Annotated in this window: 11 protein-coding genes; 9 read left to right on the top strand and 2 right to left on the bottom strand. The window is 65.0% G+C overall.

The window, feature by feature from the left end:
• Positions 1 to 237 precede the first annotated feature (237 nt).
• The 6 genes from hisS (at position 238) to ATB98_RS15420 (ending at position 8834) form a co-directional block, all read left to right on the top strand.
• Positions 238 to 1761, top strand: a complete 1524-nt coding sequence (gene hisS, locus ATB98_RS15445) for a histidine--tRNA ligase (RefSeq protein ID WP_084435483.1) — start codon at positions 238 to 240, stop codon at positions 1759 to 1761.
• Complete coding sequence (locus tag ATB98_RS15440) at positions 1761 to 2903, top strand: ATP phosphoribosyltransferase regulatory subunit (RefSeq protein WP_066875151.1); 1143 nt, start codon at positions 1761 to 1763, stop codon at positions 2901 to 2903. The genes hisS and ATB98_RS15440 overlap by 1 nt, the downstream gene beginning before the upstream one ends.
• Positions 2900 to 3595, top strand: coding sequence for an ATP phosphoribosyltransferase (gene hisG / locus ATB98_RS15435; RefSeq protein ID WP_066875149.1), 696 nt, complete (start codon positions 2900 to 2902; stop codon positions 3593 to 3595). Before ATB98_RS15440 ends, hisG begins: the two co-directional genes overlap by 4 nt.
• 221 nt (positions 3596 to 3816) lie before the next feature.
• Positions 3817 to 4524, top strand: coding sequence for a glutathione binding-like protein (locus tag ATB98_RS15430; RefSeq protein WP_066875147.1), 708 nt, complete (start codon positions 3817 to 3819; stop codon positions 4522 to 4524).
• A gap of 83 nt (positions 4525 to 4607) precedes the next feature.
• Positions 4608 to 5825, top strand: a complete 1218-nt coding sequence (locus ATB98_RS15425) for an NAD(P)/FAD-dependent oxidoreductase (RefSeq protein WP_084435503.1) — start codon at positions 4608 to 4610, stop codon at positions 5823 to 5825.
• 216 nt (positions 5826 to 6041) lie between these two features.
• On the top strand, positions 6042 to 8834 hold the full coding sequence (locus ATB98_RS15420; protein ID WP_066875144.1) for a bifunctional diguanylate cyclase/phosphodiesterase: 2793 nt from the start codon (positions 6042 to 6044) through the stop codon (positions 8832 to 8834).
• A gap of 391 nt (positions 8835 to 9225) precedes the next feature.
• Here the strand turns inward: ATB98_RS15420 and groL are convergent, their stop codons facing one another.
• Both groL and groES read right to left on the bottom strand, forming a co-directional pair.
• Positions 9226 to 10863 (bottom strand): chaperonin GroEL, encoded by a 1638-nt coding sequence (groL, locus tag ATB98_RS15415; protein ID WP_066875142.1) that lies wholly within the window; start codon positions 10861 to 10863, stop codon positions 9226 to 9228.
• A 77-nt stretch (positions 10864 to 10940) separates the two neighbouring features.
• Entirely contained in the window at positions 10941 to 11237 is a 297-nt protein-coding gene (gene groES / locus ATB98_RS15410; RefSeq protein WP_012706990.1) for a co-chaperone GroES, read from the bottom strand.
• A 267-nt stretch (positions 11238 to 11504) separates the two neighbouring features.
• Here groES and ATB98_RS15405 point away from each other — a divergent pair, with 267 nt between their 5' ends.
• From ATB98_RS15405 to ATB98_RS15395, 3 genes are all read left to right on the top strand, one after another.
• Positions 11505 to 12332 (top strand): chromate resistance protein ChrB domain-containing protein, encoded by an 828-nt coding sequence (locus tag ATB98_RS15405; protein WP_066875139.1) that lies wholly within the window; start codon positions 11505 to 11507, stop codon positions 12330 to 12332.
• Positions 12329 to 13687, top strand: a complete 1359-nt coding sequence (gene chrA, locus ATB98_RS15400) for a chromate efflux transporter (protein WP_066875137.1) — start codon at positions 12329 to 12331, stop codon at positions 13685 to 13687. The genes ATB98_RS15405 and chrA overlap by 4 nt, the downstream gene beginning before the upstream one ends.
• A 117-nt stretch (positions 13688 to 13804) precedes the next feature.
• A complete protein-coding gene (locus ATB98_RS15395; protein WP_066875136.1) occupies positions 13805 to 14653 on the top strand; it encodes a TIGR01459 family HAD-type hydrolase in 849 nt (282 codons plus the stop codon).
• Positions 14654 to 14660 lie beyond the last annotated feature (7 nt).

Here is a 14660-nt window from a genome sequence, read left to right as displayed (position 1 = left end):
GATTTGTGATCGCTTCCCGCGAAGCAGGCATGTCGGGGCCGGCGGCGTGACGACTCTGCGCCGCGGCGATCCCCTTTGTCGCGGCTGCCCTTGCCGCATTTGACATGATCCGGTAGGGAAGGCACCGACCCTGCAGCGTCGCAGGTCCAACCGGCCGCGTCGCTGTATCACTTTTACCGCTGCATGATGTTGATTGGTTCCGATTCAAGGAATCATGCGGCAGCTTGAAGCCTGGAAATGCCTTCCATGAACGACAAACCGAAGAAGACCCAGAAGCTCAAGGCGCGCCTGCCGCGCGGTTTCGTCGACCGTTCGGCCGCCGATATCCGCGCCGTCGACGAAATGCTCGGGAAGATTCGCGAGGTCTATGAGCGCTACGGCTTCGATCCGGTGGAAACGCCGCTGTTCGAATATACCGACGCGCTCGGCAAGTTCCTGCCCGACAGCGACCGGCCGAACGAAGGCGTCTTCTCGTTGACCGACGACGACGAGCAATGGATGAGCCTGCGCTACGACCTGACGGCGCCGCTCGCGCGCCACGTCGCCGAGAACTTCAACGAGATCCAGCTTCCCTACCGGACCTATCGCGCCGGCTACGTGTTCCGCAACGAGAAGCCGGGACCGGGCCGCTTCCGCCAGTTCATGCAGTTCGATGCCGACACCGTCGGTGCCGCCGGCGTCCAGGCCGATGCCGAGATGTGCATGATGATGGCCGACACGATGGAAGCGCTGGGGATTGCCCGCGGCGACTACGTGATCCGCGTCAACAACCGCAAGGTGCTCGATGGCGTGCTGGAGGCGATCGGGCTCGGCGGCGACGACCAGGCCAATGCACGGCTGACGGTGCTGCGCGCCATCGACAAGCTCGACAAGTTCGGGCCGGACGGCGTGCGGCTGCTGCTCGGCGAGGGGCGCAAGGACGAAAGCGGCGACTTCACCAAGGGCGCGGGACTTAACGAGGAGCAGATCGGCAAGATCCTGTTCTTCGTCGGCATCACCGACTATGCCAGGAGCGCCGACGAGCTTGCCGGACTCGTCGCCGGCACCGCCAGGGGCGCGGAAGGCGTCTCCGAGCTCAACACCATTCGCAGCCTCGTGCTCAGCGCCGGCTACGAGGCGGATCGCATCAAGATCGATCCCTCCGTGGTGCGCGGTCTGGAATATTATACCGGCCCGGTCTTCGAGGCCGAACTGCAGTTCGCGGTGACGAACGAGAAGGGCGAGAAGGTCGTCTTCGGTTCCGTCGGCGGCGGCGGCCGCTATGACGGCCTCGTCTCGCGCTTCATGGGCCAGCCGGTCCCGGCGACGGGCTTCTCGATCGGCGTGTCGCGGCTGATGACGGCGCTGAAGAACCTCGGCAAGCTGGGCGTGGAAGAGGTCGTCGCGCCGGTCGTCGTCTGCGTCATGGACCGCGACCTCGACAGCATGGGCCGCTACCAGCGCTTCGTGCAGCAATTGCGCCATGCCGGCATCCGCGCCGAGATGTACCAGGGCAACAAGAAGCACTTCGGCGACCAGCTCAAATATGCCGACCGTCGTGGTTCCCCGATCGCCATCATCCAGGGCGGCGACGAGCGCGCCTCCGGCGTCGTCCAGATCAAGGACCTGATCGAAGGCAAGCGGCTCTCGGGCGAGATCAAGGACAATGTCACGTGGCGCGAGGCGCGCGTGGCTCAGGTCTCGGTGCCGGAGAGCGACCTCATCGCGAAGGTTCGCGAAATTCTGGCGAGCCAGGCCGAGGACCGGAAAAGGGCAGGCTGATGCCGCTGATCAATCTCCCGGCCTTTGCCGGTGACCTGCTTGCCGATTTCGAGCGCCTGAAGACGCTGCGTGTCGACACGCCGGTCATCCAGCCGGCGGAGCCCTTCCTCGACATGGCGGGTGAAGACCTGCGCCGGCGGATTTTCATGACCGAAAGCGAGACCGGGGAGAGCCTCTGTCTGCGGCCGGAATTCACCATTCCCGTCTGTCTCCGCCATATCGAGACCGCCACCGGCACGCCGCAGCGCTATGCCTATCTCGGCGAGGTGTTCCGCCAGCGCCGCGAGGGCCCGAACGAGTTCTACCAGGCGGGCATCGAGGATCTCGGCGATCCGGATACGGCCATGGCCGACGCCCGGGCGATCGGCGACGCGATGCTGGTGCTCGCTAACCGCCTGCCCGGCGAGCGGCTGACGGTGACGCTCGGCGACCAATCGGTCTTCGAGGCGGTGATCGCCGCCTGCGGCCTGCCGGCCGGGTGGCAGAAGCGGCTCATTCATGCCTTCGGCGACCAGAAGCAGCTGGAGCGGCTGCTGGCGGAGCTCGCCGATCAGAGGTCGCCGGGCGTCTTCGGCCCCGAGGTCGAGCGGGTCGCGATCCTCGGCATGCTGGAGGATGAAGAGCGTCTCGTCGCCCATATCGGCAAGACCATGAAGGCGACCGGCTACTCGACCAACGCCAGCCGCTCGCCGCGCGACATCGCCCGCCGGCTGAAGGAGAAGGTCGAACTCGCCGCCACGCGGCTGGACAAGGCGACGCTTGCGCTCATGCGCGAGTTCCTCGCGCTTGATCTGCCCCTTACTGACGCCTCGGCCGCGCTCCATGCCTTCGCCGGCAAGGCGCAACTCGAGCTTGGAGACGCGCTCGCGCTCTTCGATGCGCGCGTCGCCGCGCTTGCCGAGGTGGGCGCCGATCCCGGCCTCATCCGTTATCGCGCCGCCTTCGGGCGGCCGCTCGACTATTACACCGGTCTCGTCTTCGAGATCGTGGTCGAGGGAACGCCGGCGGTTCTTGCCGGCGGCGGACGCTTCGACCGGCTGCTGACGCTGCTCGGCGCACGCGAGCACATTCCGGCCGTTGGTTTCTCGCTCTGGCTCGACCGGATCGAGCAGGCGATCGCCGCTTCGGGGAGGGCGAAATGACGATCACCATTGCGCTGCCCTCCAAGGGACGGATGAAGGACGAGGCCTCGGCGATCTTCGAACGCGCCGGCATGAAGATCACCGCGGTCGGCAACGACCGCTCCTATCGCGGCCGCGTCGAGGGCTGGGATGGTGTCGAGATCGCCTTCCTGTCGGCGTCCGAAATCGCCCGCGAGATCGGCAGCGGCGCCGTCGATTTCGGCGTCACCGGCGAGGACCTCGTGCGCGAGGGGCTGGCCGACGCCGACGCGCGCGTCGAGTTTTCCGCCCGGCTCGGCTTCGGCCATGCCGATGTCGTCGTCGCCGTGCCGGAGGTCTGGTACGACGTCGACACCATGGCCGACCTCGGCGATGTCGCCGCCGACTTCCGCGCCCGCCATGGGCGAAGGCTCGCGATCGCCACGAAATACTGGCGGCTGACGCAGCAGTTCTTCTCGGGCAGCCACGGCATCCAGCTCTATCGCATCGTCGAGAGCCTGGGCGCGACGGAGGGGGCGCCCGCTTCCGGCTCGGCCGACATCATCGTCGACATCACCTCGACCGGCTCGACGCTCAAGGCGAACCACCTGAAGATCCTGTCGGACGGCGTGATCCTGCGCTCCGAGGCTTGCCTCGTCAGGGCCCGCAAGGCGAGTCACGACGGCAATGCCGTTGTCGACCGGATCGTTGCGGCGGTTCGCGGCGCGCTCTGAGACGGTCGTGCCACGCCGGCAAAAATTTCGCTGCCGCCCCTGATAACTGCAACCGGCGCGACTTATCTACCGAACGTCCCCTTGAATCGACTTCGGCTCAGGGGACAAAGACATGTAGCAATTCAAAGTGCTACGCAGCGACCTTTGCGCGTCCGCCAGACGCGTGGCGCTGTAGGCCCCGCAGACAATTTCCCTCCCATCCCACCTTCGAGGCAACCGTCATGGCTGATCTTTCCTCCTTCCCGATCACGGCCCGCTGGCCGGCAAAAAATCCCGACGTCATCCAGCTCTATTCGCTGCCGACGCCCAACGGCGTGAAGATTTCGATCGCGCTTGAAGAACTGGGCCTGCCCTACGAGGCGCACCGCATCGCGTTCGACACCAACGAGCAGAAGTCGCCCGAGTTCGTCTCGCTCAACCCGAACGGCCGCATCCCGGCGATCATCGATCCGAACGGGCCGGACGGCAAGCCGATCGGCCTTTTCGAATCCGGCGCGATCCTCATCTATCTCGCGGAAAAGACCGGCAAGCTCATTCCGGCCGATGCCGCCGGGCGCTACGAGACGCTGTGCTGGGTGATGTTCCAGATGGCCGGCGTCGGCCCGATGCTCGGGCAGTTCGGCCATTTCTTCAAATGGGCACCCGAGAAGGTCGCCAACAATCCCTATCCGGTTCAGCGCTATCGCGACGAGTCGAAGCGCCTTTTCGGCGTCCTCGAGGCGCGGCTCGAAGGCCGGCAATGGCTGATGGGTGACGAATACACGATCGCCGACATCGCCACCTATCCCTGGGTCGAAGGGGCGCGCAAGTTCTACGGCGGTGCCGAGGAGCTCGACTACAAGAGCTTTCCCAATGTCATGGCCTGGGTCGAGCGCGGCCTCGCACGCCCGGCCGCGCAGCGGGGCATGGAAATTCCGAGGAAGGAATAGAGTCGCATCGCGCGCCGGCCCGAGTTGACGAGGCTCGGGCCGGCGGATACGGGTGAGAAAAGACCTCGAGACGGGTGGAAAAGGTGACGGGAAGACTTGTCGTTGTTGGCGGTGGCCAGGCCGCGTTTGCATTGGTCGCCAAGCTGCGCGCCCTTAAGGACACCCGCCCGATCACCGTCGTCGCCGCCGAGGCTTGCCTGCCCTACCAGCGGCCGCCGCTCTCCAAGAAATACCTGCTTCGCGAAATGGCCCTCGATCGGCTGCTATACCGCCCGGAGGCCTGGTATCCGGAGCACAATATCGACATTCGCCTCTCCACGATGGTGACGCGGGTGAACCGCGCGGCGAAAGAGGTGACGCTCAGCGACGGCTCGAAGCTTGGCTATGAGGCACTGGCGCTTGCGACCGGCGCCACGCCGCGCCGGCTGCCGGCGGCCATCGGCGGCGATCTTGCGGGCGTCTTCGTCGTGCGCGACTTTACCGATGCTGACCGGCTTGCCGCGGAAATGCGGCCCGGGCGGCATGTCCTGGTGATCGGCGGCGGCTATATCGGCCTCGAGGCGGCCGCGGTCGCCCGCAGTTGCGGGCTCGACGTGACCGTCATCGAAATGGCCGACCGCATTCTTCAGCGCGTCGCCTCCGCCGCCACCTCGGCGATCGTTCGCGACATCCACCGTTCGCACGGCGTCGATATTCGCGAAGGCATGGGCCTCCATCGCCTGATCGGCGATAACGGCCACGTGTCTGCGGCGGAGCTTTCGGACGGCTCGGTCATTCCGGTCGACATCGTGATCGTCGGCATCGGCGTGACCGCCAACGACGCGCTCGCCCATGATGCCGGCCTCGAAACCGCCAACGGCATCGTCGTCGACAAATTCGGGCGGACCTCCGATCCGTCGATCTTCGCGATCGGCGACTGCGCGGTTCTGCCCTGGCAGGACATGCGCATCCGCCTCGAATCCGTCCAGAACGCCGTAGATCAGGCGGAGGCGATCGCCGCCATTCTCGCCGGCGGATCCGACCCCTATGATCCCAATCCCTGGTTCTGGTCCGACCAGTACGACGTCAAGCTGCAGATCGCCGGCTTCGGCCTCGGCCATGACGAGACGCTCGTCCGCCCCGGCCAGCGCGAAGGCAGCGTCTCTGTCTGGTATTTCCGCCAGGGCAAGCTGATCGCCGTCGACGCGATCAACGACGCCAAGGCCTATGTGACCGGCAAGAAGCTGCTCGAAGCGGCGATCACCCCGGATCGCGCCGCCTTGGCAGACCCGCAGACCGACCTGAAATCGCTGCTGGCGTAACGCCCAACGGCGCGGCACACCCCTTCTCCCCGTCGGGTGAGGGGCGTTCCCTGGCCGCATCCTTCGGAATTCATTAACGCAAAAAGCACTGTTCCGGCGCGCAGCGGCGACTTGCTAGCGATTTTCACGCTTCGTTAAACGCGCAAAGCCAACACATAGCGATCCGGCAAGCGACGAGCGACTTCCGGGTGTGCGCGTTTATTGGGGCGACCTGCGATGTTGAAGATCCTTTCGTGCCTCGTTGTGGAGCATGATCCGCGTTTGCTGGCGCTGGCCGTGGCCGTCTGCCTCCTCTCCAGTTACGGGGCCGTGACCTTGCTGCGGCGCGCGCGTGCCGCAGCCGGCAGGCCGCGGGCGATCTGGGTGGCGGCGGCAGGGACCGCCAGCGGCTTCGGCATCTGGGCGACCCACTTCATTGCCATGCTCGCTTACGACCCAGGCGTCGTGCTCGGCTACCGCTTGAACCTCACGGCGCTCTCGCTGCTGGTCGCCATCGCGCTGACGACCTCGGCGCTGGCGATCGCCACCTATCTGCGGGGGCTGCCCTCATGGCTGCTCGGCGGCGCGGTGCTCGGCGCCGGCGTGGCCTCGATGCATTTCCTCGGCATGGCCGCGCTCGATGTGCCGGGTGTCATCCGCTGGGACGCCGTCCTCGTCGCCGCGTCGATCCTTTCCGGCTCGCTTTTCCACATGGTTTCGCTCCTGGCGACCAGGCGCAGCGATGCTCCTGGCACGGCGAGGCTGCTCGCGACCCTGGCGTTGGCGCTCGGCATCCTCGTGCTGCATTTCACCGCCATGGGTGCCGTCACCGTCGAGGTCGATCTGGCGAGCGGCGTCGAAGACGGCATGATCGCGCCGCAGCTCCTGGCTTTCGTTATCGCCGGAACGGCGCTTTTCCTCACTTCCGTCGTGCTGGTCGCCGCCGGTTTCGCGCGCCAGGCCGAAATCCTCGCCGCCGCTTCGGAGAAGGAGTTTTCCCGCTTCGTGCGCAGCGTCAAGGAGTACGCCATCTACATGCTCGACGCGGATGGACGCGTGGCGAGCTGGAATGCCGGAGCCGAGGCCAACAAGGGGTATAAGGCCGAGGAGATCATCGGCAGGAACTTCGCCTGCTTCTTTTCGCCGGAGGAACAGGCCGCGGGTCAGCCGCGGCGCGCGCTGCAGATCGCCCTGGAGGCCGGAAAGTACGAGATCGAAGGCTGGCGCTACCGCAAGGACGGCACGCGCTTCTGGGCGCATGTCATCATCGATCCGCTGGTCGACGAGGATGGCCGGCACACCGGCTTCATCGAGATCGCCAAGGACATCACCAAGCAGAAGAAGGTTGCCGATCGCATCGCCGAGGTCAGCAAGAATCTCGACGTCGCGCTCGAGAACATGACGCAGGGCATCTGCCTGTTCGACAACGCCGACCGCCTGCTCATCTCCAACCGCCGCTGCCTGGAGATCTTCGATCTGCCCGAATCCATGGCCGGCAGGGGCATGACCTTCCGCCAGGTGCTCGAGCGCGTCTGCGCCCGCGCCTATCCTGATCCCGCGGTCGCCAAGGCCAAGGCCGGCGAGATTTACCGCAGGCAGAGAACCGACATCGTTGCCAAGGGCGGCGCGGACCTCATCGAGAAGCTGCCCAACGGCCGCTCGATCCTGACGAAACATCGGATGCTCCCCGATGGCGGCTGGGTTTCCACCTACGAGGACATCACCGAGCGGCTCGACTCCGAGGAGCAGATCTCCTTCCTCGCCCGCCACGACAGCCTGACGGGCCTGCCCAACCGGCTGCATTTCAACAGTTACCTGGACGAAGAGCTCGATGCGGCCGCCTGGTTCTCGCGCAAGGTGGCGCTCGTCGGCATCGACCTCGACAAGTTCAAGGAGGTCAACGACCTGCACGGCCACGCCGCCGGCGACTTCGTCCTCGTCACCATCGCGCAACGGATGAAGGGCCTCCTTCAGGAAGGCGAGTTCGTTGCCCGCCTCGGGGGCGACGAGTTCGCGGCGGTGAAACGCTTCGAGGACCTCGCCGAGCTCCACGACTTCCTCAGGCGTCTCGAGAACTGCCTGCACGAGGAAATGCGTTTCGGCGATTTCGAGCTGAAGTCCGGCGGCAGCATGGGCGTGGCGATCTACCCGCAGGACGCGGAGACCGCCGACACGCTCTTCAACAATGCCGACCTGGCGATGTACCGCGCCAAGGCCGCCCTCGGGCAATCGGTCTGCTTCTACGAGGTGTCGATGGACGAAGCCGCCCGCAGCCGCAGGGCGCTCGCCAACGATCTCTGGGATGCGGTCGAAAAGAGGCAGCTGACGCTGCACTACCAGGTGCAGAAATCGGTCATGACCGGCGACGTTACCGGCTACGAGGTGCTGCTGCGCTGGGCCCATCCGGAACGTGGCATGGTTCCGCCGAACGAGTTCATCCCGCTTGCCGAGGAGTGCGGAGCCATTCTGCCGATCGGCGAGTGGGTGCTGCGCGAGGCCTGCCGCGAAGCGGCGAGTTGGGATCGCCAATACAAGATCGCCGTCAACCTGTCGCCGGTGCAGCTCGCCAACGGCGACATCGTCAGCCTCGTGCAAGCAATCCTCGACGAAACCGGCCTTGATCCGAAACGTCTCGAGCTCGAGATCACCGAGTCGACGATCATCGACGACAAGGAGCGGGCGCTCCAGACGCTTCGCGAGATCAAGGCGCTCGGGGTGACGATCGCGGTCGACGATTTCGGGACCGGCTACTCCTCGCTCGAAACGCTCCGCTCCTTCCCCTTCGACAAGATCAAGCTCGACAAGAGCTTCATGTGGGAAGTCGAAGGCAATCCGCAGGCGAAGGCGATCGTGAGGGCGATCCTCGCCCTCGGGCAGAGCCTCTCCGTCCCCGTTCTCGCCGAAGGAGTGGAAACGCAGAAGCAGCTCGACATCCTCCAGGAGGAGGGCTGCGACGAGGCCCAGGGCTATCTCCTCGGCCGGCCGGCCCCAATCGGCGCGGTCATCGGCGTGCGGACCCAGGCCGCCTGAAGCTCCAAGGGATGAACCGCGCTAAAGCGTGCGCACCGCGTGAATACGCACAGGACACGACAGCAGCCTGCTGTGCCGCGTCGATTGTCGGCAGGGCTCTCCGCCGATCGTCATTCCGTGCCTGGCACAGGAATCCAGCCAGCCCAAGTCCTGGGGCTCAAAAGCCTCTTCCGCGCCGCAGACGGGGCTGCTGCTGGAGTCCTGACACGCACTGGCATGAGGGCGAGAAAGCATCCGCCAATCCCGGTTGCGCTACCGTATATCGTGCTCTTCCGGATTTGACCGCCCGCCGATGCAGAAGGGGCGGCTGCACGACCTGACAAACAGAAAAAGGGCGGCTCGAAAGCCGCCCTTCAGATCCGGATGGATCGTGCCAAGGCTTATCGCCTTATCACATCATGTCCATTCCACCCATGCCGCCCATGCCGCCCGGCATTGCCGGAGCGTCCTTCTTCGGCAGCTCGGCGATCATGGCTTCGGTGGTGATGAGCAGCGAAGCAACCGAGGCTGCGTCCTGGAGCGCGGTGCGAACAACCTTGACCGGGTCGATGATGCCCATGGCGATCATGTCGCCATATTCGCCGGTCTGGGCGTTGTAGCCGAAGTCGTCGGTGTTCTTCTCGAGGATCTTGCCGACAACGATCGAGGCTTCATCGCCGGCGTTCTCGGCGATCTGGCGGGCTGGAGCCTGCAGAGCGCGGCGAACGATGTTGACGCCGGCTTCCTGGTCGTCGTTCTCGCCCTTGGCGGTGATCTTGACGGAGGAACGCAGCAGGGCAACGCCGCCGCCCGGTACGATGCCTTCCTGGACGGCAGCGCGCGTCGCGTTGAGGGCGTCGTCGATGCGGTCCTTCTTTTCCTTCACTTCGACTTCCGTCGCACCGCCGACGCGGATGACGGCAACGCCGCCAGCGAGCTTGGCAAGGCGCTCCTGCAGCTTCTCGCGGTCGTAGTCGGAGGTGGTTTCTTCGATCTGGGCCTTGATCTGGGCAACGCGGCCTTCGATGTCGGCCTTCTGGCCGGCGCCGTCGACGATCGTCGTGTTTTCCTTGGAGATAGAGACCTTCTTCGCGCGGCCGAGCATGTCGAGGGTGACGTTTTCGAGCTTGATGCCGAGGTCTTCGGAGATCACCGTGCCGCCCGTCAGGATGGCGATGTCTTCGAGCATGGCCTTGCGGCGGTCGCCGAAGCCCGGAGCCTTGACGGCAGCGATCTTCAGGCCGCCGCGCAGCTTGTTGACGACGAGGGTAGCAAGCGCTTCGCCTTCGACGTCTTCAGCGATGATGAGGAGCGGCTTGCCGGTCTGCACGACGGCTTCGAGAACCGGGAGCATCGCCTGGAGGTTCGAGAGCTTCTTCTCGTGCAGGAGAATGAAAGCGTCTTCGAGGTCGGCGACCATCTTTTCCGGGTTGGTGACGAAGTAGGGCGACAGGTAGCCGCGGTCGAACTGCATGCCTTCGACGACTTCGAGTTCGGTTTCGGCGGTCTTGGCTTCTTCAACCGTGATGACGCCTTCGTTGCCGACCTTCTGCATCGCTTCCGCGATGTCGAGCCCGATCTGCTTCTCGCCGTTTGCCGAGATCGTGCCGACCTGGGCGACTTCGTCCGAGGTGTTGATCTTCTTGGCCTTGGCGAGCAGGTCCTTGACGACTTCGGCGACGGCGAGGTCGATGCCGCGCTTCAGGTCCATCGGGTTCATGCCGGCAGCAACGGCCTTGGCGCCTTCGCGAACGATTGCCTGGGCGAGAACGGTTGCCGTCGTCGTGCCGTCACCGGCGATGTCGTTGGTCTTCGAAGCGACTTCGCGGACCATCTGGGCGCCCATGTTCTCGAACTTGTCTTCAAGTTCGATTTCCTTGGCGACCGAAACGCCGTCCTTGGTGATGCGCGGAGCGCCGAAGGACTTGTCGATGACGACGTTGCGACCCTTCGGGCCGAGCGTTACCTTCACTGCATCGGCGAGGATGTCGACGCCGCGCAGCATCTTTTCGCGCGCAGTACGGCCGAACTTGACTTCTTTAGCTGCCATGTTTGAAAGCTCCTGGTTTCGAAATTCCGGGGAATGCCCGGCTTCAAATTACGGAAGTTGGAGGGGGTGCCGGCCGATCAGCCGATGATGCCCATGATGTCGGCTTCCTTCATGATCAGAAGGTCTTCGCCGTTGATCTTGACTTCGGTGCCGGACCACTTGCCGAACAGGACGCGGTCGCCAGCCTTGACGTCGAGCGGAACAACCTTGCCGCTTTCGTCACGGGCACCCGAACCGACAGCCACGATTTCGCCTTCCTGCGGCTTTTCCTTTGCGGTGTCCGGAATGATGATGCCGCCCTTGGTCTTTTCTTCAGACTCGACGCGGCGGACGACAACGCGGTCGTGCAGCGGACGGAAATTGGTGCTTGCCATTGTCTAATCCCTCGATCAAATGACACTGCGGGTCGCTGATGGACCCGCCGGATGGGTGTTAGCACTCATATCTCAGGAGTGCCAGCGCCAGCCGAGATAAGACCGCCCAGGGATCGAGTCAAGGATCGACGGCGAGATTTTTTGCCGACGCTGGTCGTTGACAGTCGAGGCGAGTTTTTGTTTCATGAATGCATGGGGCGAGCGAATGCCTCACGAGGCGTCAGGCCGGAATTTCGCGTCCGATAGCAACCTAAAGGACGTCGTATCATGGCTTCGTTCAACTCCATTTCCCCTGAAAAACTCGCTCGGCTCATCGGCACCCCAAAGGGGCCGATCCTCATCGACGTTCGCGATGACGACGACTTCGCGGACGATCCTCATCTCGTGCCGAGCTCCTGCCGTCGTGCCCATGCCGGTGCGCCGCAATGGGCCGAAGAATATCGCGGCCGGTGGGTCGTCGCGCTCTGCCGGCATGGCGGCAAGCTCAGCGAAGGTGCCGCCGCATGGCTGCGCCATGCCGGCGCCGCCGCCGAAACACTCGAGGGCGGGATCGAGGCGTGGCGCGAGGCAGGCCTGCCTCTCGTTCCCGTCGCAAGTCTTCCCAACGCCGATCCGTCGGGCGGCTCCGTCTGGGTCACGCGCTCGCGGCCGAAGATCGACCGCATCGCCTGTCCCTGGCTGATCCGACGGTTCATCGACCCGAATGCCCGGTTCCTGTACGTCACGCCAGCCGAGGTCGAAGCGGTCGGCGAGCGCTTCGGCGCGACGCCCTTCGACGTCGAAGGCGTGTTCTGGAGCCATCGTGGCGAGGACTGTACCTTCGATACGATGGTCAAGGAATTCCGTCTTGCCTTCCCCGCGCTCGAGCATCTCGCCCGCATCGTCCGCGGCGCCGACACCGACAGGCTCGATCTGGAGCCGAGAGCCGCCGGCCTGCTTGCCCTTTCGCTCGGCCTTTCCCGCATGTATGCCGACGACCTCGAGCAGCTCGAGGCGGGCATGACGCTCTATGACGCGCTTTACCGCTGGGCGCGCGATGCGAGAGAGGAGAAGCACGATTGGGTATCGCATGGCGGCAAGGGGAAGCGGACGTGAACGAACAACATCCGGCGGGCCTTGTGCCCGCCCATCCGTCCTTTGCCGAGGCGACGAGGGTTTGGGCGAAAATCGGCTTGTTGAGCTTCGGCGGCCCGGCCGGCCAGATCGCGATCATGCATCGGGAACTGGTCGAGGAGCGCCGCTGGATATCGGAAAGCCGCTTCCTCCATGCCCTCAACTATTGCATGCTGCTGCCGGGACCGGAGGCGCAGCAGCTCGCCACCTATATCGGCTGGTTGCTGCATGGTGCGCGCGGCGGTATCGTCGCGGGCACGCTCTTCGTGATCCCGGGCTTCTTCGTCATTCTCACCCTCTCTTCGGCCTATGCTCTCTTCCGGGAGACCGACTGGCTTGCGATCCTGTTCTTTGGCCTCAAGGCGGCCGTTCTGGCGATCGTCGTCGAGGCGCTCGTCCGTTTGTCGCGGCGCGCCTTGAGGACGGGGTTCGATCGCCTGCTGGCGTTGGTCGCCTTCCTGGCGCTCTTCGCCTTCGCCGTGCCGTTCCCGCTAGTGGTGCTGGGGGCAGGCCTGGTGGGCTTCTTTGTCTCCCGCCATTCGCCCGGCCAGCGCCAGGCTGCCCATGCCGCGAGGGCAGCCGATCTTCCTTCCGTGATCGGGGCTGACTTCCCGGACTGCAAGCCCTCGTGGCGGCGGTCGGCGGTCGTCATCGCCGTGTCCGGCGCGCTCTGGATTGCGCCTTTCATCCTGATCGCTGCCCTTGCCGGCAGCGCGACCGTCTACACCGACATCGGGCTCTTCTTTTCGCAAATGGCGGTCGTCACCTTCGGCGGCGCCTACGCAGTCCTCTCCTATGTCGCGGTGCAGGCGGTGGAGACCTATCATTGGCTGAAGCCCGGCGAGATGCTGGATGGCCTGGCGCTCGCTGAAACGACGCCCGGGCCGCTCGTGCTCGTCCTGAGCTTCGTCGGTTTCATGGGCGCCTTTCGCGCTCCGGTCGGGGTCGATGCGCTGACCTCCGGGTTGCTCGGCGCGACGCTTGCGACCTGGGTCACCTTCGTCCCCTGCTTTCTATGGATCTTTCTCGGCGCACCCTATGTCGAGCGGCTGCGCACCAACGCGGCGCTGTCCGGCGCGCTTTCGGCGATCTCCGCGGCGGTTGCCGGCGTCATCCTCAATCTCGCGGTCTGGTTCGGGCTTCACGTGCTTTTCGGTCGCGTCGAGCGGCTGGAGACGGGGCCGTTATCGCTGCCTTATCCGGATGTGGCGACGCTCGAGCCTGCCGCGCTGTTCTTGACGATCCTGGCTGCCGCCTCGCTGTTCTGGTGGAAACGCGGAATCATCCAGACGCTGGCGATCTGTGCCGCCACCGGCTGGCTGCTCCTGCTGTTATGAGGCGCGCTGCTCTTCTCGGAATCCGTGGGAAGGGCGGCGTTTTTCTGCGGGCGAGGCTTGTATTCTTGCCCCTTCCTTGCGATGTCAGCCGGGAAGCTGAGTTTGCAGGAAGCCGGTATGGCCGTCAGGATCAACAGTTTTCGGGAAATCGCCAGCCGCTACGACGTGGTGCTTTGCGATGTCTGGGGCGTGCTTCACAACGGTGTTCAGGCCTTCGCGTCCGCTTGCGAGGCGCTTGCGGAGGCGCGCGCCCAGGGGCTGACCGTCGTCCTCATCACCAATTCGCCGCGGCCGCATCCGGGCGTCAAGGTGCAGATCCGCGGCCTCGGCGTTCCCGACGAGGCCTATGACCGCATCGTCACCTCGGGCGACGTGACGCGGGCGCTGATCGCCGCGGCCGAGAAGCGGATCTTCTTCATCGGCGCCGATCGGGACCTGCCGCTTCTCGAAGGCCTCGGCACCGAGATCGTTTCGGCGGAAGAGGCCGAGACGATCGTCTGTGCCGGCTTCTACGACGACGAGACCGAGACGCCCGAACACTACCGCGCGACGCTCACCGGGCTCGCCAAACGCAGGATACCCTTCATCTGCGCCAATCCCGATCTCGTGGTCGAGCGCGGGCACCGTTTGATCCCGTGTGCCGGCGCCATCGCCAAGCTCTATGAAGAGCTCGGCGGCGAGGCGCGTATCGCCGGCAAGCCCTATGTCGCGATCTATCGTGCCGCGCTGTCGGAGGCGAAGGCGGCCAGGGGCGGATTCGATCTCTCTCGCGTCATCGCCATCGGCGACGGCATGCCGACCGATGTCAAGGGGGCGCAGGACGCCGGCTTCGATCTGCTCTATGTGAGCGCCGGCATCCACGCGCAGGAATATATGCAGGAAAGCCGCACCGACGAAGGCAAGCTCGCGGCCTTTCTGAGACAGAACGGGGCGACGCCGAAGTGGTGGATACCGCGGCTGGCATGACGGGAAC

The sequence above is a fragment of the Sinorhizobium saheli genome, from assembly GCF_001651875.1.
GTDB lineage: Bacteria > Pseudomonadota > Alphaproteobacteria > Rhizobiales > Rhizobiaceae > Sinorhizobium > Sinorhizobium saheli.
The sequence above is the reverse complement of the archived record's forward strand: the minus strand, read 5'-3'. Positions and strand labels throughout refer to the sequence as shown.

Coding starts and splice junctions, on each gene's coding strand:
- hisS (WP_084435483.1), top strand. CDS start 238: ATGCCTTCCATGAACGACAAACCGAAGAAGACCCAGAAGCTCAAGGCG.
- ATB98_RS15440 (WP_066875151.1), top strand. CDS start 1,761: ATGCCGCTGATCAATCTCCCGGCCTTTGCCGGTGACCTGCTTGCCGAT.
- hisG (WP_066875149.1), top strand. CDS start 2,900: ATGACGATCACCATTGCGCTGCCCTCCAAGGGACGGATGAAGGACGAG.
- ATB98_RS15430 (WP_066875147.1), top strand. CDS start 3,817: ATGGCTGATCTTTCCTCCTTCCCGATCACGGCCCGCTGGCCGGCAAAA.
- ATB98_RS15420 (WP_066875144.1), top strand. CDS start 6,042: ATGTTGAAGATCCTTTCGTGCCTCGTTGTGGAGCATGATCCGCGTTTG.
- groL (WP_066875142.1), bottom strand. CDS start 10,863: ATGGCAGCTAAAGAAGTCAAGTTCGGCCGTACTGCGCGCGAAAAGATG.
- groES (WP_012706990.1), bottom strand. CDS start 11,237: ATGGCAAGCACCAATTTCCGTCCGCTGCACGACCGCGTTGTCGTCCGC.
- ATB98_RS15405 (WP_066875139.1), top strand. CDS start 11,505: ATGGCTTCGTTCAACTCCATTTCCCCTGAAAAACTCGCTCGGCTCATC.
- ATB98_RS15395 (WP_066875136.1), top strand. CDS start 13,805: ATGGCCGTCAGGATCAACAGTTTTCGGGAAATCGCCAGCCGCTACGAC.